The following is a 20184-nucleotide window of genomic DNA, read 5'->3' as shown; positions in this document are numbered from 1 at the left end:
AGAAATGATGAAGAACAAGAAGATCGCAGCGCTGCTCGGCCTGCTGCTCGCCGGCTCCATGACCCTGTCCATGGCCGCCTGCGGTTCCACCAACGCCACCTCCGACACCAAGTCGGACACCTCCTCCCAGTCGGACACCAAGTCCGATTCCTCCGACTCCAGCGACACCGCCTCCGATGCCGGCGCCGGCTTCGAGGAGGTCCCGGTGGGCCCGTCCGGCACCGCCGAGGAGCAGGATCAGGAGGCCGGCCCGCTGACCGTGGGCGCCGTCTACTTCCAGCCGATCGATATGGAGCCGTCCTCCATGGGCCTCAAGGCCGCCGACGCCTCCTTCCACCTCGAGGCCGACATCCACGGCAACGAGAAGGCCACCGAGCTGGGCTACGGCAAGGGCGACTTCATCCCTGACCTGACCGTGAACTACACCATCATCGACAAGTCCACCGGCAAGGAAGTCGAGGGCGGCACCGCCACCTCCGGTACCTTCATGCAGATGAACGCCTCCGACGGTCCGCACTACGGCGCCAACGTCAAGCTCGACAAGGCCGGCACCTACCAGCTCAAGCTCTCCATCGAGTCCCCGGCCAAGAAGGGCTGGATGCTCCACGTCGACCCGGAGACCGGCGTCAAGGGCCACTTCTGGACCGAGCCCATCGAGGTCACCTTCGACAACTGGGATTACACGCCGCGTCAATGGTGATTGAAACCATGTAGCGAATCTGCTCCCCTCAGCCTGAGGGGAGCTTTCGCTGTTTTGTGGGGTTAACTTATACGGTTCTAGGAAAGGGCGCGAATGCTCGAACAATTCGTAGCGGTGATGCCGGGGACGCTGGCCCCCGCACTGCTGGTCATGTGCCTGAGCGTGATGCTCACCGTGGGCGAGGGCCGCGACAAACCGCTCAGCGCCCACTGGCGGTTGTGGGGCCTCGTCATCGGCCTCGTCGCCGCGGTGGCGTTCGCCGCCCTGCGCGCCACGGCCGTCATCAACCAGCGCACATTCGTCAACTACCCGGTGCTCGTGGTGGCCGTGATCGTGGACGTGCTCGCCATCGCCGTGGTGCTGTGCGCGCGCCGCATCACGCATGACTGGGACAAGCACGCGCTCTGGATGCACGTGGCCAACGCGGTGGCCGCCGTGCAGATCGCCCTTACCGTCTTCTACGCCCTGCCGGACGTGATCCTGCAGCTGACCATCTGGGTGGAGCCGGGCGAGACCGCCTTCACCTCCGCCATGCTGCTGCGCGCCCTCGGCTTCGTGCTCGGCGCGGCCATGTCCATCGTGGTGGCTGCCATCTTCCGTACCATGCGCACCACGGCGGTGCGCTGGGCGTTCACCGTGTCCGTGGTCGCCGTCATGGCGATCCTGCTCGTCCAGCACTTCACCGGTCTGGCCCAGATCCTGCAGGCGCGCGGCTTCCCGATGAACCACATGATGTTCGTGGCCCTCGCCTGGTCCATCAACCACAACACCGCGATGATCATGGCGCAGGCCCTGGTGTTTGTGGTGCCCGCGGTGGCTTCGGTGGTGGCCGGCTTCCGCATGAAGACCCACAACGTGCCCGGCGCCAACGAGGCCACGCTGCGCCGCCACAAGGCGTTCCGCCGCCATGCCATCTCCGCGACCGTCTGGAGCCTGATCGCCATGATCGGCGTCACCGCCACGCTCACCGCGGGCGTGGCCGCCACCCACCAGACCATCACGCTGTCCGAGCCCGAGGCCTACTCGCTCCAGGACGGCGTGGCCACCATCCCGTTCAGCCAGGTCGAGGACGGCCATCTGCACCGCTTCGAATACAAGGCCAAGGACGGCACCGTCATGCGCTTCATCATCATCAAGAAGAACGGTGGCGCGTACGGCATCGGCCTGGACGCCTGCGAGAACTGCGGTGACGCGGGCTACTACGAGAAGGACGGCAAGATCATCTGCAAGAAGTGCGAGGTCGCCATCAACCTGGCCACCATCGGCTTCAAGGGCGGATGCAACCCGATCCCGTTCCCGTACAAGACCGGCAACGGCAAGATCACCATCCAAACCGCCGATCTGGACGCCCTGAGCGCCCACTTCCAGTGAAATCAGGCAGGAGGCAAGAATCATGTTCTTTCTGCGAATGATCGCGCGGTCGTTCACGCGCCAGTTGCGCCGGCGCCTGCTCATCGCGCTGACCGTGTGCCTGTCCGCCACGGTGAGCGTCTCGATGCTCGGCGTCGTGTTCGACGTGGGCGACAAGCTCAACGCCGAACTGTCCACGTACGGTTCGAACATCGTCGTGCAGCCCAAGTCCGACGCCGTGGTCTCCGACCTGTACAACACCGGCGGATCCGACGAGGGCACCTCGGGCGGTTCGGCATCCGCCAGCGACCCGACGTCCTTCCTCAAGGAGTCGGACGCCGCCAAGATCAAGACAATTTTCTGGGCGTTTAACATCACCAATTTCGCGCCCGAACTGAACCAGCACGTCACGGCCGTCAACACCAAGCCGGTGACCGAGGGCGATGGTTGGTCGGTGAGCCTGGCCGACTACCCCACGAAGAAGAACGTGCCGGTGGTTGGCACCTGGTTCAACAAGAGCCTCAAACTTGCCTCCGGCGAAACCACGGTGGTGGGCGTCGAAGGCATGCGCTCCTGGTGGAAGCTTGAGGGCCGCTGGCCCAAGGACGGCACCAAGGAAGCCGTCATCGGCAAGGACCTCGCCAAATCGCTCGGCGTCGACGCCGGTCAGGGCCATGAGGACGAGGCCGCCGTGCAGATCGGCGGCACCGTCTCGCTGATGCGCGGCAACAAGTCCATCGATTTCAAGATCGTCGGCGTCTACGATTCCGGCGATGACGACAACAGCGCCATGTACGTTTCCTCCGACCAGCTCCAGGACCTGGTGGGCCTGCCCGACTCGGTGAACAAGATCGAGGTCAAGGCCCTGACCACACCGGAGAACGATTTGGCCCGCAAGGCCGCCAAGAACCCGGCCGCGCTGAGCCAGGACGAGTGGGAAGTTTGGTACTGCACCGCCTATCCGAGCTCCATCGCCTACCAGATCGAGGAGGTGATTCCGGGCGCGGTGGCCAAGCAGGTGCGTCAGGTGGCCGCGCTGCAGGGCAACGTGCTGCAGAAGACGCAGGCTGTGATGATTCTGATGACCGTGCTGAGCCTTATCGCGGCGGCTGTGGCCGTGGCGAACCTCATGGTCGCCTCCATCGGCGAGCGGTCCTCGGAACTGGCGCTGCTCAAGGCCATCGGCGCCACGGACGGCGCGGTCTCCCGCCTGATGATGGCGGAGACGGCCGCGATTTCGCTGCTGGGTGCGCTCGTCGGTGCAGGCCTCGGTTCCGGCGTGGCCCAGCTGATTGGGCACGTGGTGTTCGGTTCGGGCATCACGATGCGCCCGATGGTGTTCGTGCTGGTGTTCGTGCTGCTCGCCATCACCGTGCTGCTGGCCTCCGCCTCGTCCATCCGCTCGATTCTGAGTCTCAAGCCCGCGGAGGTGCTCCATGGCCGCTGAGTCCGTCTATGAACGTGTGAAGGGAGACCGCCGATGACCAATACCGGCATGTTCTTCAGGATGCTGTTCAGTGCCGTGTTCCGCCGCCGTTCGCGTGCGGTCATGGCCGTGGTGGCCTCGCTGGTGGGCGCGGCCACGCTGTTCTGCCTGGCGATGATCTGCATCGCCGTGCCCCAGCAGATGAACGAGGAGATGCGCGCGTACGGCGCGAACCTCATCGTGACCCCCACCGAGGCCGGCGCCGACGGCAAGGCCGGCATCGACAAGGCAATGGTCGAGCACACCACCGAGATGGTGGCGGCCAAAGGCTCCGAGAAGCACGCCGCCTACCGGTACGAGAACGTGCGCGTCAACGCCGCGCCCTACGTGATGGCCGGCATCGACGTTTCCGAGGTGCGGAACCTCAACCATCACTGGGTGGTGGACGGTGCGTGGCCGTCCGAGGGCAAGGTGCTCATCGGCCGCGACGTGGCCGACGCCATGGGATTGCAGGTCGGCAGCGGCATCACCATCGGCTACCGTGCGTCCGACAACACGTCTTCCTCCACGTCAGGTTCCTCCGGTACTGATGCTTCCGGTTCCGCCGATTCTTCCAACTCCTCGGATTCGTCCTCGTCCGACGCCACTCAGTCGCAGACCCCCTCCGACCAGCCCACGCAGGACGGCCGCGTCTCCAGCGACATCATGGACACCTCCGGCACCGAATTCCGCGTGGCCGGCATCGTGGACACCGGTGGCAGCGAGGACTCCATCATCTACGCCACCAACGCCGACGTGGACAAGCTCACCGGCACCAGCCGCGGCGTGGACGTCATCGAGTACTCGGCCGGAGCCGAGGACCTCAGCGCCCTCGTCAAGAGCATCAACGACATGACCTCGATGCATGTCAAGGCGCAGCAGGTCACCAAGATCACCTCCTCGGACACCCGCATCATCACCATGCTGCAGACCCTGTTCTGGATCGTCTCGCTGGTGGTGCTGGTCCTCACGCTCGTGGGCGTGGGCACCACGATCAGCTCGATTGTCTCCCAGCGCCGCAACGAGATCGGTCTGAGGAAGGCCCTGGGCGCAAGCTCCGCCGCCATCGGCACCGAGTTCTATGTGGAATCGGCCATGTACGGCCTGATCGGCGGTCTTCTCGGCACAGCCATCGGCTACGGGCTGGCCCAATGGCTGTGCGTGGCCGTGTTTGAACGGTCCATCGGCTTCAACTGGTGGCTGGGCGCCGCATCCGTGGTGCTCGCCGCGCTGGTGGCCGTCATCGCCTCCATCCCGCCCGTGCACCGGGCCACGCGCATCGACCCCGCCGTCGTGCTGCGCGAGGAATAACGCTAACGTAAGGAAAATGACCATGGATATGCTGCTTGAACTCGACCATATCTCGAAGATCTACGGCGACCTGCATGCCGTGGACGACCTGAGCCTGACCGTGCCGCAGGGCGAATGGCTCGCCATCGTGGGCTCGTCCGGCTCCGGCAAGACCACGCTGATGAACATGATCGGCTGCATGGACACCCCGTCCAAGGGCTCGGTGAAGCTCGAGGGCCGCAAGCTGGAGGACCTCAACGCCGGCCAGCTGGCGGACGTGCGCAAGAACCTCATCGGCCTGGTGTTCCAGAAGTTCTACCTGGTGCCGCACCTGACGGCCGTGGAGAACGTGATGGTGGCGCAGTACTACCATTCGGTCGTGGATGAGAAGCAGGCGCTTGAGGCGCTGGAGAAGGTTGGACTGAAGGACCGCGCCCACCACCTGCCCGGCCAGCTCTCCGGCGGCGAGCAGCAGCGCGTGTGCGTGGCCCGCGCGCTCATCAACGAGCCGAAACTGATTCTGGCCGACGAGCCGACCGGCAATCTGGACGAGAAGAACGAGAAGATCGTGCTCGACCTGTTCCGCCAGCTGCACGAGCAGGGCACCACGATCATCGTGGTCACGCACGACGCCTTGGTGGCTTCATGTGCAGAGCGCGAGATCATGCTCAACCACGGCGTGCTCGTGGGTGAGAAGTGGAACGACGAGAAGGCCCGCGAGGCCTACGAGGCGGCCGGCGGCAAGCCGGCCTCCACCGGTGCTCAGGTCGAAGGCGCGCAGACCGGCGAGACCGCCATCGGATTCGCCGACCCCACCAAGGCCGCCAAAACCGGCGGCGAGGAATGATTCCGTTGAGCCGATTGATAAGGTCGCTCTCCTTGGCTCCCCTTGTCAGGACATTGCCGTGGAATGGACAGCACGGTGTGCTGTCCATAGGCGATGTGCGAGACGACAGTCGAGCCGGCAAAACGTGAACGAAGTTCGTCCTTGATTGCAGGACAAGCTGTCGGCGAAGCCGACTGAGGGGTAGTCAATCGCGATGAGTCGATAAGGTGGGCATAATGACTGACATGCATGCACTGAAGAAATCCGCCACGTTGGCGGCCGCCGGTCTAGTGGTGGCCGGCGCGCTGCTCGCCGGATGCGGCGAGTCCAAGGCCACGCCGATGAACGACGACTATGCCGGCAACTCCGGCGAGACCGAGAAGTCACAGGAGGAGCAGTCGCAGTCGAGCGGCTCGGATTCCTCGGGTTCCGGTTCGTCGTCCGATTCGTCCGACTCCTCCGACTCCGGCACCACGTCCGACAAGAAGGACACCGGCAACTACAAGGACGGCGACTACTCCATCAACGGCCAGTACGGTCCGGTGGGCGAGGATTCCATCGACGTCCATCTGACCATCAAGGACGGCAACGTCGAGAACGTGGAGATCGTGGGGCACCCGTTCACCACCATCTCCAAGAACCATCAGGACGCCTTCGCCAAAGCCATCAACGGCGTGGTGGACGGCAAGCCTCTGAAGGACCTCAAGGTGGACAAGGTGGCCGGTGCCAGCTGGACCTCGGACGCCTTCAACAAGGCCCTCGAAATCGCCCGCCAGGAGGCATCTATCCAGGAGTGACGTGGGCGCGTTTCGTGCCGTCGCTGCACGGACGCGCAACACATGCGCCTATATGAACACGGTCGGCGGTCGGTTCAGGCCTGCAACGCCGGCCAGAGCAGGTCGGTCAGGCGCTCCGGCCAATCCCCGTGCGACGACGTGGCCCGCGCCGCCCCCGTAGCCTGACCCTCAATCGCCTCATACGCCACCAGCGAGCCGATGATGGTGGACAGCAGCAGCCGCTCGTCAAGGCCGCGCCGAAAGACGCCCTGCGCAACGCCCCGCTCCAGGAACGCCTTGAGCGTGCCCAGCCAGGGCGTCACGACCTGAGTGACGATGTGCTGGAAGAACTCCGCTTCGCTGGACAGTACGATGCCCACGCTTTTGATGTCGATGTCGTTGGCATTCACCCAATCCACCAGCCGCTGCAGCAGTTGCATGAAATGCTCCCGCGTGGGGGATGGCGCTTCCGAGGTGTCCTCGTTGCTGACCAGATACCTGGCGCTGATTTCGCGCAGTAGCTCATTGGCGTTGTGATAGCGGCGGTAGATGGTGGTTTTGGCCACACCCGAACGCCGCGCCACCTCCTCGATGGTCACGCCGCTGATGCCACGCTCCACCGCGATCTGCAGCGTGGCCTTCATAAGCTTGCGGTCCGTGGCCTTGCGCGTGCGTTCGGCGCGCGGAGCCGCGGTCATCGCCATTGCCGTCATGATTCCTTCTTCTTGTTTCGTCTGGCCTGTATCCGGGATTGCTAACTCAGCACCTTCGTGCTCTCCACCTTGGCCACATACCACTGGTTGAACCGCACCAGCGGCTTCCTCAGCAGCAGGCCGAGCAGCAGCAGCGGCGGCACGAACACCAGCAGCATGCCGGCGGCCTTCCAGTAATCCATGTCGTAGACGCCGGCGATGGCCGCGCGCATCATCGTCACCGAATGAGTCAACGGCAGCGCGGGCGAGATCTTCGAGATGAAGTCGGGCAGCATCTGCACCGGATACGCGGCGTTGGCGCCCGTGATCTGCACGATGAGCATGAGTACGCCGATGGCCTTGCCCACGTTGCCGAAGCTCACCACCATCGTGTACATGAACAGCGAGAACACGAACACGGAAAGCCAGCCGGAGAGCATGAACAGCAGCGGATGCACGGCCTGCACGCGCAGGAACAGCAGATCGCCGCCCAGCGAGACGGTGGCCTGGATGAAGGCGATGAGCCCGAACACCCCGTAATGGCCCAGATACAGCTGGTGCGGCCGCGGATCGCCGAGTTCCTTGCGGATACGGCGGGACACGGTGGTCTTCAGCGTCACCACCAGCAGCAACGAACCCACCCACAGCGGAATCAGCGTGTAGAACGGAGCCATCGAGGAGCCGAAGTTGTCCACCGGGAACACGGCCTTGCGCTTGAGCTGCACCGGCGCGGCCAGCGTGGAGGCCAGCGTCTCCGGGTCGGAGCCGAGCACGTCCTTGACCATGCTCATGTCACCGGTGTCCAGCGCCTCGCCGAGTTTGCCGGTGAACGAGGTCAGTTCCGTGGCCGCCGAACGCAGCTTGCCCGCGACCTTGCCCAGCGTGGCCCGCGCGTCCGTGAGCATCGTGCCCGCGCTCGAAGCCGAATCTTTGAGATCGCCCAGCGTGCCCTTGAGCGTGTCCGCATTGGTGCCGAGCAGCGTCGCCGCGTCGGACACCGTGGACGACAGCGATTCGATCTGCGGCTTGACGTTCTCGTCGAAGTCCGTCTTGACGCCGTTGATGCTGTCCTTGGCCTGGTTTGCCAGCGCCTTGACCTGCTCGCGCTGGTCCTGGGCGTGCTGGTTGCCGGCGCGGATGTCGCTCGCCGCGCCGCTCAGCGCGTTCTGCAGCTTGGTCTGCCGCGCGATGGACCGGTCCAGCATGCGCACGGTCAGCGCATTGTCGCCCAGGATCGAGGCCAGGGTGTCGCGGATCGACTGGTAGTGCGCGATCTGCTCGCCCACGGCGGCGGCCTGGCTGTCCAGTTCGGCGGCGGCCGTGGAGGAACCGGCGGCCGCGTCCTCGTACAGCGAGTCGATGGAATCGGAGACCGAGCCGAAGCTGTCGGCGCTGGTCTTGAGCGCCTCGGTCATGGCGGATGTGGTGGTGCCCAACGCGCCCGCCACGTCCTCCACGCCGGACTTGGCGCCGGACAGGTCCTTCTTGGCCTGCTTGGCCGAATCCGAGGCCTGCGCGATGAGGTCGTTGGACGTGTCCATGAGCAGCTGGGCCGATTCGGTGAGCGAGGAATACGTGCCGAGCATGTCAGCCGTGTCGTTGAGACGGGCGGCGAAGTCGGCGATGTTCGTGTTGAAGTTGGCCAGCTTCTCCTTGGCTTCCGGCTGGTCGAGCTGGTCGGCGAGCGACGAGGCGATCTCCAGCGCCGAGGAGGTGATGGTCTTGGCGAACGTGGTGTTGATCTCCGCCGCCACCTCGTCCGCGCCCTCGTTGAGCAGGTTCGGGGCCAGCGCGTTCTTCTTCTCGTTGCGGTAATAGGTCAGCTGCGCGTTCTTGGCGTCGCTGGAGAAGAACGTCATCATGTCCTTGCTGAACGATTTCGGAATCACGATGGCCGCATAGTACTTGCCGGATTTCGCGCCGTCGATGGCGTCCGCCTTCGTGGTGATGGTCCAGTCGAGCTGGCTGTTGGCGCGCAGGGCGTTGACCACCTGGTCGCCAACGGTCATCTTGATGGGGATGAGGTCGGACTTGTACCCCTCGTCCACGTTCGCCACTGCGAACTTGAGGTTCTTCATGTTCGAGAACGGATCCCAGCATGCGGCCACGTTGAACCAGGTGAACAGGCCGGGGATCATCACCAGGCCGATCACGATGATGATGGAGACCACGTTGCTGGTCAGTCGCCTGACGTCGCCGATGAACAGCTTCCAGATGGTTTTCATCGTGCGTGCTTTCCTTCCTTCTCGTACAGCATCGAGCGGATCGATTCGTCGGAGAGATTGCCGAGTTCGGTCTGGCGGCGGATGGAGTCGCGCGTGAACTCCACCACCATCAGGAAGCCGATGATGATGACCACCCACGCGAGCCACGTGGCCATGACCACGATCTTCTCGCCGGTGGTCAGCGAGAACACGATGATGAGGATCGCCGGCACCACGAACCCGGCGATGAGTGCGCCCAGCAGCAGCTTCGGATACTGCCGCTGGAAACTGGCCGCACGCCGCTCGATGGACCTGCGGTAGCCCTCATGGTTGGCCAGCGCGGCGATGGCCTGCGTGATGCGGTATTCGTTGCCGGGCAGATGCACCTTCTCGCCGATGATCATGTCGCTTTCCTCGATCTCGCGCGCGAACAGGCGGTTGAGGTTCGCCATCTTTGGACGGGCCACGAGACCCAGCAGGAAGGCGATCACGGCGAAGATCAGGAGTTTGCCGATGTAGCGGAACCAGTTGCCGTCGTAGAATCCGGCGATGGCCTCGCGCATCGCGTCGATGGAGTACGTGAACGGCAGCAGCGGGTAGATCACGCGGAAGAACCTGGGCATCATCTCGATGGGGTACAGGCCGGAGGCGCCCGGCACCTGCAGGATCACCAAGGCCACGCACAGGCCCTTGCCCACGTGCATGAACGTGGTGGCCATGGCGAAGATGAACGACATGTACACCAGTGAGGTGATCACGCAGGTCAGGACGAACACGGGGATGTTCACGCACTGCATGCCCAGCACCAGGTTGCCGATGGCCGTGACCAGTCCCTGCGTGGCCGCCAGAACGGACAGCAGCGCGAGTCGTCCCAGATAGCCCTGCGTGGGCGTGAGGTGCTCGATACCCTCGCTGTCCGTCTCGATCTTGGGAATCACCACCAGCACAAACGCGCCCACCCACAGCGCCAGCGCGGTGAACAGCGGCGCCATGCCGGAACCGTACGAGGAGACCGGATAGAGCGTCTTCTCGCTGATCACGGTGGGGGAAAGCATGAAGCTGGAGATCTTGGACGCATCCAACTTGCCGTCCGTGTCCATCAGGGCGTTGAGGGCATTGGAGATGGACAGGGCCTTGATATCCGTGGCAAGCGTGCCGAGCTTGTCCTGCACGCCCGCCAGCGCCGAGTCCGTGTCCTTCAGCGCGGTCTTGGTGGAGGACACGGCCTTGTCCAGCTGGTCCAGCACCTTCTTCGACTGGTCGATGAGCTGGGTCTGCGAAGTGACGCCGTTCGCCAGCGTTCCCACGGTGGTGCCCAGCGTGTTCAGACCGTTGTTGAACTGCGGCAGCGAGCCGGAGACCAGCGTCTTGCGGGCGTCGCCCACGGCGGTGATGGTGGTCTGCGTGGCGTTGTTGAGGTTGTCCGCCAGCCCCTGCGTGTGCGTGGCGGCGTTGCCGATGGTGGTGTTGAGGCTGCTCAGGTTGCCCAGCGTGCCGGCCAGCTGGCTGTTGCGGTGCTCCAGCTTGGCGATCGCCGACTTGAGCGGCTCCCTGTCCGCGTTCGGCAGTGCGTTGAGCTGCGCGATGATCTCGGCGTTCGCCTCGTTGATGTCCGTGGCGGTGTTGATGAGCCCGCCCACCTGCTGGTTGGCCGAATTGATGGCGCCGGTCACCGTGCCCACGCTCTGGTTGGCCTTGTTCACGGCCTGGCTGAGCAGGCTGGAGCCCTGGTCGATGGTGCCGGAGGTATCCACGATGAAATCGGTGACGCTGTTCTGCGTGGTGCCGATGAGCTTGGATGCTCCGGCAAGGCCCTGTGCGGCGTCAAGGCCGAGCTTGCGCGCGTCCTCGATGGCCTCGCGCGCGGTGCGGGTCTGTCCGGGCGCCTTGTCCAGTGCGGTGTTGAGCTTGGCGATGGTGTTTCGCGTGGTCTGCACGTCGCCGGAGGCCTCGTCGAGGGCCGTGAGCGCCTTGGACTTGGTCTGGTCGGTGCTGGCGATGGCCTTGTCGCCGGCCTTGTTGATGACGTCCGTGAGCACCTTGGAGACGGTGGAGACGAACGTGGAGTTGACCGTACGGTCCAGCGTGGAGGCGCCCACGTCCGTGACCTTGGGGGCCACGGCGCTCGCCTTCTCGTTGACGTAGTACTCCAGGGTCGGTCGGTCGCTGCCGCCCGTCACCACGCCGGCGAGGTCATCCGAGAAGCTTTTGGGGATGACGATGGCGGCGTAGGCGTTGCCGGATTCCACCATGTCCATCGCCTCGGCCTGATTCACGAAGGTCCAGCCCAGCTGGGTGTTCTCCTTCATCTGCGCCACGATCTGGTCGCCGAGGTTCTGCTTGCCGATGAGGGTGTTGTCCGTGCCGGCGTCGTTGTTGGCGATGGCCACCTTGATGCCGCCGGTGTTGCCGTACGGGTTCCAGAAGCCCACGATGTTGTACCAGGAGTACAGCGGCGGGATGAACACCATGCCGAACAGGATCACCCAGGCGGTCGGCACCTTAAGCAGGCGCAGGATGTCGCGCTTGAGGACCTTGAGAATGTTGCGCACTGCATACCCCCGGTCTTGTGATGCTACGTTTCCCGTAGCGATACGGAAAACGTAGCGCTACGCAGTAAGTAGCGTAATGCCATGCCGGGAGATTTCGGGATGCGCGCGGCCGGAAACGCAGACTGCCCAGCGGCAAATCGTGCGCCGCTGGGCAGTCTGTCTATTTTGGTGATGGATGTCAGCTTTGGCTTCCACTCCTGGCTCCCCTTGTCAGGGCGTCGCCGTGAAACGGACAGCACGGTGTGCTGTCCGTAGGCGATGCGCGAGACGGTAGTCGAGCTAGCAAGACGTGAACGAAGTTCATCCTTGATTGCAGGGGAGCTGGCGGCGAAGCCGACTGAGGGGTAGTCCAGTAACAGTCATGTCAATCTTGGTTTAACGGAACCTTGCTGTATCAGCTCTGGATGGTGCTCGCGTCTTCGGAGGTGCCGTTCAGTTGGCTGGAAGATTCGGAGGAGCCGTCCGTGGACTGGCCCGAAGCGGAACCGCTCTGGCCGTCAGTCGACTGGCCTCCCGGAGCGGACTGGCCGCCGGGCATGGACGGCACGGAACCGGACTGGCCCGACTGGCTGCTGCCGTCGGAGCTGGACGAGCCGCTGGACGACTCGCTGTCCGTGGACTGTCCGCTGGAGGACTGACCATCGGTCGACTGGCCTCCCGGCAGGCTCTGGCCGCCCTGGCTGTTGCCGTTGCCGGACTGACCGCCCATGCCGCCCTGTCCGCCGCCCATCTGCATCTGCTGGCTGGACGAGGAGGAGCCGTTGCCGGCGATCGCACCGTACGCCATGCCGCCGCCGAGGCCGCCCACCAGGCCGCAGACCAAGCTGATGCCCACGATCAATGCGATGGCCTTGCCGGAGAACGTGCCGGCCGCAGCGGCCTCGCCGCCGGGGATCGCCGGGGCCACGGGAGCGTTGGCGGCGGCGGACTGCCAGTAGGCGTTGGCTTGGCCGGCCTGCTGCGTAGGCGCGCTGTACGCACCTGGCACGCCCTGCGTCGGGGCCGTGGCGAACGGGGTGGACTGCTGTGCGGACTGCGTCTGCTGGCTGGATGCTGAGCCCGCATAATTGCTGGCATTGGACTGCTGTGGCGTGTAGGACAGCGGCAGGCTCTGGTCGTCCGCCGAACCGGTGGATGCCGAAGCCGACGTGCCGCCGTTGATGCGGGCGGCACTCTGACCGGATTCCGCATACGCGCCGGACGTGCCGGTCGTGCCGGAGGACTTCGCCGTGATCGGCGTGGTGGAGCCGGTGGTCGGCTCGCCGCCGTTGTTCTGCGGGATGATGTTCGTGGTGTCGTTGTTGCTCATGATTGGTCCTTTCCTATGAACCGCTGGTACGGGAGTGCGCGGTTCGGAGCATCGCGGATTGGTGGTTATTGGCTCTGTCAAACCAATGCGGGCGCGCCCTTATCCTTGGCTCCCCTTGTCAGGGGAGCTGGCGGCGAAGCCGACTGAGGGGTAGTCCAATCGGGTTCATGCCGACTTTGGATTAACGGAGTCTTATTGGTTTATTGGTTGTGGTTTGGAAACGTGGTGCGGGGCCGAAGGGGCGAGGGGATAGCGCGTCGGGTGCGCCCCGCATCACCCGACGCAAATCTGATGGCTTCGTTCCTTGGCTCCCCGCTTTGAGAGAAGCCGTCTAGCAAAGCGGGAAGCGAAGGAACGCCGTTTGTGGCGTCACATGCTCCAGCTGGTCGAGGTGTCGAACTGGTCGTCGAAGTCGGAGCGGTCGATGAGGTCCGTGTCGAGCTGCGTGTCCTCACCGGTGGCGGAGTCCGGCAGCGTGGTGCCGTAGTCGCCGGTGACGGTCACGGTCACCGAACCGGTGCCCTTGGCCACGGTCTTGCCGTTCGCGACGATCGTCACGGTGTTGCCGTCCGAGTCGACCACCTTGCCGCCGTCCGCCACGTTCAGGGCGGAGACGGTGGTGTCGCCGGTGACCGTCCAGGTGGAGGTGTCGTCCACGTTCACCGTGATCGGGGCGTCCGAGGTGGATCCGTTCGCGTTCTCGGCGATCGAGGCCGTGCCGGTCCAGGTCGACCCCTCAAGCAGGTTCAGCGTGACTGAGGAGATGGTGTCCGCGCTCACCGCGCCCTTCAACGTCTGGTTGCGGCCGGTGAACACCACGGTCGCGCCGTTCGAACCGGCCTGGCCCCAATTGTTGGAGTCGTTGCCGGCCGCGGTGATGAGCGCCGCCTTGCTTGAATCGAAGTCGAGTGTGGTGTTGGACAGCACCACATCGGCCGTGGTGTTCGTGAAGTAGAACATCGAGCCGGACTGGATCGAGGACTTCAGCGTGGAATCCGCCGCCTGGAATGTGGCATGCTCGCCCGTGGTGGACTCGGCGTCGCCCGAGGTGGACTGGTAGATGATCACGCCGTTGGCGATCGGGTCGCTGGCCGTCTTGTCCGTGATGGTGCTGGTCAGCTTGGAATCCTTGATGAGGATGGTGTTCAGGCCCTCCATGCCGGCGATCTGCGAGCCGGTGGACGTGCCCGTGACCCCGGAGACCTGCACGTCGCCCGTGGAGTAGAGCAGCGGCGAGCCTGAGCCGGCGGTCGAAAGCGTGGAATCGGTGGCGGAGATGGAGCCGCCGCCGCGGTCGGTGGCGATGGTGGCGCTGTGGTCGCCCTGCGTGGAGGCGGTGACTGCGCTCGCCAGAATCGTGCCGCCGTACGTGGCGTCCAGCGCTCGTGAATTGTCGGACGTGGTGGTGATCTTCACGTTGTTGGCCAGTACGGTGCCCGAATCCGTGGCGAAGATGCCGTTCGAGCCGGAGCTGGAGGCGTTGAGCGAGGAGTCGGAGATGATGGTCTTGGAGTCCTCGCCCACGGTCAGGGAGACGGAGTTGGTGCCGTAGAAGTTGTTGTTGTCGGCGTTGTCCGAATCGCCGGACTTGTTCAGCGTGGCGTTCGTGAGGGTGAGGGTGCCGCCGTTTTCGGCCAGCGCCACGTTCTGGTCCGATTCGGTGGCCTCGGTGGTCTCGCCGTCGGAGCTGACCTTCTTGCCGTCCGCGGTGAGGGCACCGGAGTAGGTGCCGGTGTAGTCGAAAGTCATGGTGTCGGCGCCTCCGCCCATGCCGCCCTGCGCGTTGCCGTTCGCGGCGGAACTGCTGCTGGAGGAGCCGAGTCCCAGATTGGAGGCGATGGCGGTGCCGGCCATGCCGTATCCGAATCCGGTGATCAGGGAGATGGCGGCCGCTGCGGCCGCGGCCTTGCCAAGCGGAAGCTGTGCGGTGCGGCGGGCCTTGGACGAGCCGGGGCGGGCGTCTCGATGCTGGTTGTCGTTTCCGTGGGCGGACGTCCGCCGCTTGCCGGACGAATGCGTGCTGGTCATGATGATTCCTTTCACAGTGCATGGCGGTTACTGCTGCCCGCGCTTGCGGTGGGCACTCGTCGTGCGTTGATGGTTTCAGTACACCGCTCCTGCCGCAAAGGTCCCTTGTATGGCCCGAAAGAGTCTCTGGAACTTCTGTCAAGGCCTTCTGGACAGTTTTGGGGAGTTTCCTGAAAGCCCCGGCGTGCTAGCGTGGGCAGAAGCCGAATATGTAAATGGCCTTTTTCTGGCTCCCCTCTCTGAGGGGAGCTGTCAGCGAAGCTGACTGAGGGGAGTCATATGCAGTGTCACTCCCCTCAGTCTCACTTCGTTCGACAGCTCCCCTCAGAGAGGGGAGCCAAAAAGTCGCCAGCATAGGCTCATGCCGATTCGATAACGCTTCATAAATGAGGAGACACCGTATGACACAAGTCTCGCCTTCCGAGTCCCCGGAGGAATCGGCCGTGGTCGCCGAACTGGCCGCCACTGAGCTGGACGGCGCCGACATGGACCTGGATGCCAAGCGACTGCCGATTCTGGCCCGCGTCTACGGCGTGCTGGTGCTGCTGGACGGACTGGCAACGCTGCCCATCCTGGTGCTGTCCTCCCTGTACGCCATCCGTGAGATCGCGGAGGGCCGCGGCCACGTGGACGCGCTGAGCCTGACCTTCATCCTGACCGCGGCGCATGCGGTGGTGCTCATCGTCAACGCCGTGTGCCTGACCATTTTCGGCGTATTACTGGTGCGCAACCGACGCCGGTACGCCGCACGCTGGGCGTACGTGCTCATGCCGCTCACCCTGGCGGACGGCATGCTGTCGTTGGCGCTCGAAGGCCTCGGCTGGAACCTCGTGTTGCCGGCCATCCAGATGGTCATCCTCATCGTGATTTCCGTCACGGCCGATCCGTCGCTGCGAGAGGAACGTCGGCTGCAACGTGCGCTCAGGCGCATGGACGAACGCAGCGACTACGAATCCGCCGTGGCCGCAGGCATGCTCGGGCGCGACCAGTCCGGCAAAGGCTACATCGCGCTGGACTTCTTCAATATCTTCTGGCTGTTCACCATCGCTTCCGTGGGAGGACTCGTCATCGAGACGATCTACCACATGGCGCTGTACCACGGCGAACTGCAGGACCGTGCGGGCCTGCTGTGGGGCCCGTTCTCGCCGATCTACGGCTGCGGGGCCGTGCTGGTGACCGTCTGCCTGAACCGGTTGTGGAAAGCGAACCCGTTCCTCATCTTCTGTGCGTCCGCGGTGATCGGCGGCGCGTTCGAATACTGCACGAGCTGGTTCATGGAGGTGGCGTTCGGCATCACCGCGTGGGACTACACCGGCCAGTGGCTGTCCATCGACGGCCGCACGTCCGGCAAGTACATGTTCTTCTGGGGCCTTATCGGTGTGGTGTGGGTCAGGTTCCTGCTGCCGCGCATGCTTGCGCTTATCAACCGGATCCCCTGGAAGGTGCGCTACTCGCTGACTGCGGTGTGCGCGGTGCTCATGGTGATCGACATCGTTTTCACGCTGATGGCGCTGGACTGCTGGTACGGGCGCATGGCCGGTCAGGTGCAGGATTCGCCGGTCGCCATGTGGTTCGGCGAGCATTTCGGTGATTCCTACATGGCCGACCGATTCCAGACGATGCACATCGACCCCTCCAAGGCCGGACGTATGTGATTCCGCTACGCGGGCAGCGTAAGACGACCCGTGCGCGGGGTCATGCCGAACGATAGACTTGCAGTTGTTTGACCGAAGTCAAGGAAAGGCAAGGCAATGGCCGAAGCTACTGCAAATATCGGCGTTATCGGACTGGCCGCCATGGGCTCCAACCTGGCGCGCAACCTGGCCCACCACGGCAACACGGTGGCCCTGTTCAACCGTCATTACTCCCGTACCGAAAAGCTGATGGACGAGCACGGCACCGAGGGCAACTTCGTGCCGGCCAAGACGCTGGAGGAGTTCGCCGCGTCCCTGAAGCGCCCGCGTACGGCCATCATCATGGTCAAGGCCGGCGCCCCGACCGATGCCGTGATCGAGCAGCTCGAGGAGGTCTTCGAGCCCGGTGACATCATCGTGGACGGCGGCAACAGCTTCTTCAAGGACACCATCAAGCGCGAGAAGGAAGTGCGCGCCAAGGGCTTCCACTTCGTGGGCTGCGGCGTGTCCGGCGGCGAGGAAGGCGCGCTCAACGGCCCGTCCCTGATGCCCGGCGGCACCGCGGAATCCTGGAAGACCCTCGGCCCGATTCTCGAATCCATCGCGGCCAAGGTCAACGGCGAGCCCTGCGTGACCCACATCGGCACGGACGGCGCCGGCCACTTCGTCAAGATGGTGCACAACGGTATCGAGTACGCGGACATGCAGGTGATCGGCGAGGCTTACGACATCCTGCGCCGCGGCCTGGGCATGGACGCCGAGGAGATCGGCGACGTGTTCGAGGAGTGGAACAAGGGTGATCTCGATTCCTACCTCATCGAGATCACCGCCGAGATCCTGCACCACAAGGACGCCGAAACCGGCAAGCCGTTCGTGGACGTGGTCGTCGACCACGCCGGCATGAAGGGCACCGGCACCTGGACCGTGCAGACCGGTCTGGAGTTCGGCTCCCCGGTCGCTTCCATCGGCGAGGCCGTGTTCGCCCGTGCCCTGTCCTCCCACGGCGAGCTGCGCGAGGCCGCTCAGAAGGAAGGCCTGGCCGGTCCGAACAAGACCATCGACCTGAACGGCGAGGAGAAGGCCGCATTCGTGGAGGACGTGCGCAAGGCGCTGTTCGCTTCCAAGGTGGTCGCCTACGCCCAGGGCCTCAACGAGATTCAGGACGGTGCCAAGGAATACGGTTGGGACATCAACCTGTCCGAGGTGGCCCGCATCTGGCGCGGCGGCTGCATCATCCGCGCCCAGTTCCTGCTCGACCGCATCACCGAGGCCTTCAAGGGCGACAACCCGCCGGAGAGCCTGCTGTTCGACCCGTACTTCGAGAAGATCATCGGCGAGTCCCAGGACGCCTGGCGCCGCGTGATCGTGAAGGCCATCGAGGCCGGCATCCCGACCCCGGTGTTCTCCAGCTCCCTGGCCTACTACGACGGCCTGCGCTCCAAGCGCCTGCCCACCGCCCTGACCCAGTCCCAGCGTGACCTCTTCGGTGCCCACACCTACGGCCGCGTCGACAAGCCGGGTGTGTTCCACACGTTGTGGGCCGAAGCGGGCCAGCCTGAAATCGAAGCGTAGCTTCGTAATTTCAGGCTTAGGAGAGCCCTGTGGGCTCTCCGGCCTTCTTCGGTTGCGAGGCGGTTTACCGCCGAGCCAGATCTGAGCCCGGCCGTAGGCCGGTCCGTAATTGCTGGTCGAAGAAGGCAAGCCTGAAGAGCAGCAGAGCTGATTTTCAGGCTTGAGCACAGTCAAATGGACTGTTGACTGACCCACTGGACTGGCGGTTATGCTGCCATTCCAGTGGGTTTTCCATTCTTCTTCGAAGGCCGGCGGATATGCCGCTGAGCCAGGGCTGATTTTTGCCGCAACAGGCCCCGCATTGCAGGGGCCAAGGGCGATGAAGGCAAGCTGCACTCTGAAGATGTGTTCTCGTCTTTCGGTTTGAGGAGAGCTCGATGGGCTCTCCTGATTTTCCTCTCACAGCGGCTATGTCACCGTGTCGGTCCTGGGGTTCCTCCGCGCAATGCAAATCCGTGCCCCAATAGCCACTTTTCGTATCAAATTCGAGTATCGGGGCACGCGATGTGCCCCCGGAGACTGATTTGAGGCGTTTTTAGCGTATCGGGGCAAATGAGAATCGTTGGAATTCCGCCGTTTTTGTCTGAATCGTCAAAATGACGTGATAAGGCCCGTGCCCCCATATGCGATTCTGACGAAAAATGGGCTATCGGGGCAAGCAATATTGCCCCGATAGCCCATTTTTTTAGGTGAAATGCCCTTACGGGGCACACGGTCTGTGCCCGCGCCCACCTCAGAGCTTCGTCACGGTCTCCTCGGTCGAGAACCAGACGAATTCGTCCACTCCACCGGCGAACGACGACGGATATGCCGGATTGTTCGGCTGTGCGAACACGTGCGCCAGCGACTCGGCCTTGCCGGCACCGGCCGCGAAGAACCACGTGTGACGGGAACGCGCGATGAGCGGCGCGGTCAACGAGACGCGCAACGGCGGCATCTTGGGGGAGTGATTCACGCCCACAGCCAGTCGATCGGCGACCAGCACCTCGTCATGTCCGGGGAACAGCGAGGCGTAATGGCCATCCGGTCCCATGCCCAGAATCATCAAGTCGATGGCCGGCTTCGGTCCCAGCTCTCGCGTCAACTCGTCCTCATAAGCACGGGCGGCAGCTTCCAGCAGCGTGTCATTGACGGCATCGGCCGCAGCTCGGACGGAAGCATCGTCGCTGGCGGCATCCGCCATCACCGATGCGATCTCCTCGGCGGAGCGTACGTCTGCCGCCATCTCATGAATATTCGATTCCGGCAGCTTGCCATCGGCCACCAACTGGTCGAGCAGCAGCTTGCGGGCCTCCAGCGCGTTGCGGTCGGCGTTGTCTGCCGGCACGAAGCGTTCGTCGCTCCACCAGAAGTGGACGCGCTGCCAGTCGATGGCATCCGCCAGCGGATCGGCGAGCACCAGACCCAACGGCTGAGCCGCCGAACCGCCGGACAACGCCACATCCACGCGCTTGCGCTGACCGCCGTCGGGCAACCGTTCACTCAGCAAATCCAGCAGCGTCAGCACAAAGCGCCGCGCGCCCGCCTGAATCATCAGGTCCTTGCCCGGATAAACCACCAGTTTACGTTCCGCCATACGTGTTCCTTTTCCTCTTGCGTATTGAAAAGAGTAGTGCCAGCTCCCCTCTCTGAGGGGAGCTGGCAGCAAAGCTGACTGAGGGGAGCAATTCATATGGCTCTGTTAAACCAGGATTGACATGCCCTTTATCCTTGGCTCCCCTTGTCAGGGGAGCTGGCGGCGAAGCCGACTGAGGGGTAGTCCAATGGAATTCATGTCAATCTTGGT

14 protein-coding genes are annotated in these 20184 nt (G+C 64.0%); 8 read left to right on the top strand and 6 right to left on the bottom strand.

Annotated elements, in window-relative coordinates; genetic code table 11:
- The first annotated feature begins 4 nt into the window (after window positions 1-4).
- The 6 genes from DF196_RS05600 (at window position 5) to DF196_RS05575 (ending at window position 6428) form a co-directional block, all read left to right on the top strand.
- Window positions 5-700, top strand: a complete 696-nt coding sequence (locus DF196_RS05600; protein ID WP_109056901.1) for an iron transporter — start codon at window positions 5-7, stop codon at window positions 698-700.
- A 93-nt stretch (window positions 701-793) separates the two neighbouring features.
- Window positions 794-2071 carry a DUF2318 domain-containing protein gene (locus tag DF196_RS05595; RefSeq protein ID WP_109056900.1) on the top strand — a complete coding sequence of 426 codons (1278 nt, stop codon included), beginning with the start codon at window positions 794-796 and terminating at the stop codon, window positions 2069-2071.
- Between the two features lie 22 nt (window positions 2072-2093).
- A complete protein-coding gene (locus DF196_RS05590; RefSeq protein ID WP_109056899.1) occupies window positions 2094-3497 on the top strand; it encodes an ABC transporter permease in 1404 nt (467 codons plus the stop codon).
- A gap of 33 nt (window positions 3498-3530) precedes the next feature.
- Complete coding sequence (locus DF196_RS05585; RefSeq protein ID WP_109056898.1) at window positions 3531-4826, top strand: ABC transporter permease; 1296 nt, start codon at window positions 3531-3533, stop codon at window positions 4824-4826.
- Window positions 4827-4854: 28 nt separating this feature from the next.
- Window positions 4855-5652 (top strand): ABC transporter ATP-binding protein, encoded by a 798-nt coding sequence (locus DF196_RS05580; protein WP_109056965.1) that lies wholly within the window; start codon window positions 4855-4857, stop codon window positions 5650-5652.
- Window positions 5653-5867: 215 nt separating this feature from the next.
- Window positions 5868-6428 (top strand): FMN-binding protein, encoded by a 561-nt coding sequence (locus DF196_RS05575; RefSeq protein WP_109056897.1) that lies wholly within the window; start codon window positions 5868-5870, stop codon window positions 6426-6428.
- Window positions 6429-6502: 74 nt separating this feature from the next.
- Here DF196_RS05575 and DF196_RS05570 read toward each other — a convergent pair whose 3' ends face one another.
- From DF196_RS05570 to DF196_RS05550, 5 genes are all read right to left on the bottom strand, one after another.
- Window positions 6503-7120 (bottom strand): TetR/AcrR family transcriptional regulator, encoded by a 618-nt coding sequence (locus tag DF196_RS05570; protein ID WP_109056896.1) that lies wholly within the window; start codon window positions 7118-7120, stop codon window positions 6503-6505.
- A 41-nt stretch (window positions 7121-7161) separates the two neighbouring features.
- The gene (locus tag DF196_RS05565) at window positions 7162-9324 is read right to left on the bottom strand and encodes a YhgE/Pip domain-containing protein (RefSeq protein WP_109056895.1); all 2163 of its coding nucleotides are present in this window, start codon (window positions 9322-9324) and stop codon (window positions 7162-7164) included.
- Entirely contained in the window at window positions 9321-11855 is a 2535-nt protein-coding gene (locus DF196_RS05560; RefSeq protein WP_109056894.1) for a YhgE/Pip domain-containing protein, read from the bottom strand. The genes DF196_RS05565 and DF196_RS05560 overlap by 4 nt, the downstream gene beginning before the upstream one ends.
- A 394-nt stretch (window positions 11856-12249) precedes the next feature.
- A complete protein-coding gene (locus DF196_RS05555; protein ID WP_109056893.1) occupies window positions 12250-13164 on the bottom strand; it encodes a hypothetical protein in 915 nt (304 codons plus the stop codon).
- Window positions 13165-13533: 369 nt separating this feature from the next.
- Complete coding sequence (locus DF196_RS05550; protein ID WP_241519607.1) at window positions 13534-15192, bottom strand: adhesin; 1659 nt, start codon at window positions 15190-15192, stop codon at window positions 13534-13536.
- A 401-nt stretch (window positions 15193-15593) separates the two neighbouring features.
- Between DF196_RS05550 and DF196_RS05545 the strand changes: the two genes are divergently transcribed.
- Together DF196_RS05545 and gndA are read left to right on the top strand one after the other, a co-directional pair.
- On the top strand, window positions 15594-16847 hold the full coding sequence (locus DF196_RS05545; protein WP_338323320.1) for a putative ABC transporter permease: 1254 nt from the start codon (window positions 15594-15596) through the stop codon (window positions 16845-16847).
- A gap of 96 nt (window positions 16848-16943) precedes the next feature.
- Entirely contained in the window at window positions 16944-18398 is a 1455-nt protein-coding gene (gene gndA / locus DF196_RS05540) for an NADP-dependent phosphogluconate dehydrogenase (RefSeq protein WP_109056891.1), read from the top strand.
- Window positions 18399-19131: 733 nt separating this feature from the next.
- Here the strand turns inward: gndA and pgl are convergent.
- Entirely contained in the window at window positions 19132-19974 is an 843-nt protein-coding gene (gene pgl / locus DF196_RS05535; RefSeq protein WP_109056890.1) for a 6-phosphogluconolactonase, read from the bottom strand.
- Between the last annotated feature and the right edge of the window lie 210 nt (window positions 19975-20184).

It is taken from the genome of Bifidobacterium callitrichidarum (genome assembly GCF_003129905.1).
GTDB lineage: Bacteria > Actinomycetota > Actinomycetes > Actinomycetales > Bifidobacteriaceae > Bifidobacterium > Bifidobacterium callitrichidarum.
The sequence above is the reverse complement of the archived record's forward strand: the minus strand, read 5'-3'. Positions and strand labels throughout refer to the sequence as shown.

What these genes read in the sequence shown, in the direction of transcription:
- DF196_RS05570 (WP_109056896.1), bottom strand. Translation starts at nt 7,120, where the DNA reads ATGACGGCAATGGCGATGACCGCGGCTCCGCGCGCCGAACGCACGCGC.
- gndA (WP_109056891.1), top strand. Translation starts at nt 16,944, where the DNA reads ATGGCCGAAGCTACTGCAAATATCGGCGTTATCGGACTGGCCGCCATG.
- DF196_RS05575 (WP_109056897.1), top strand. Translation starts at nt 5,868, where the DNA reads ATGACTGACATGCATGCACTGAAGAAATCCGCCACGTTGGCGGCCGCC.
- DF196_RS05565 (WP_109056895.1), bottom strand. Translation starts at nt 9,324, where the DNA reads ATGAAAACCATCTGGAAGCTGTTCATCGGCGACGTCAGGCGACTGACC.
- DF196_RS05595 (WP_109056900.1), top strand. Translation starts at nt 794, where the DNA reads ATGCTCGAACAATTCGTAGCGGTGATGCCGGGGACGCTGGCCCCCGCA.
- DF196_RS05580 (WP_109056965.1), top strand. Translation starts at nt 4,855, where the DNA reads ATGCTGCTTGAACTCGACCATATCTCGAAGATCTACGGCGACCTGCAT.
- DF196_RS05600 (WP_109056901.1), top strand. Translation starts at nt 5, where the DNA reads ATGATGAAGAACAAGAAGATCGCAGCGCTGCTCGGCCTGCTGCTCGCC.
- DF196_RS05555 (WP_109056893.1), bottom strand. Translation starts at nt 13,164, where the DNA reads ATGAGCAACAACGACACCACGAACATCATCCCGCAGAACAACGGCGGC.
- DF196_RS05550 (WP_241519607.1), bottom strand. Translation starts at nt 15,192, where the DNA reads ATGACCAGCACGCATTCGTCCGGCAAGCGGCGGACGTCCGCCCACGGA.
- DF196_RS05585 (WP_109056898.1), top strand. Translation starts at nt 3,531, where the DNA reads ATGACCAATACCGGCATGTTCTTCAGGATGCTGTTCAGTGCCGTGTTC.
- DF196_RS05545 (WP_338323320.1), top strand. Translation starts at nt 15,594, where the DNA reads ATGACACAAGTCTCGCCTTCCGAGTCCCCGGAGGAATCGGCCGTGGTC.
- pgl (WP_109056890.1), bottom strand. Translation starts at nt 19,974, where the DNA reads ATGGCGGAACGTAAACTGGTGGTTTATCCGGGCAAGGACCTGATGATT.
- DF196_RS05590 (WP_109056899.1), top strand. Translation starts at nt 2,094, where the DNA reads ATGTTCTTTCTGCGAATGATCGCGCGGTCGTTCACGCGCCAGTTGCGC.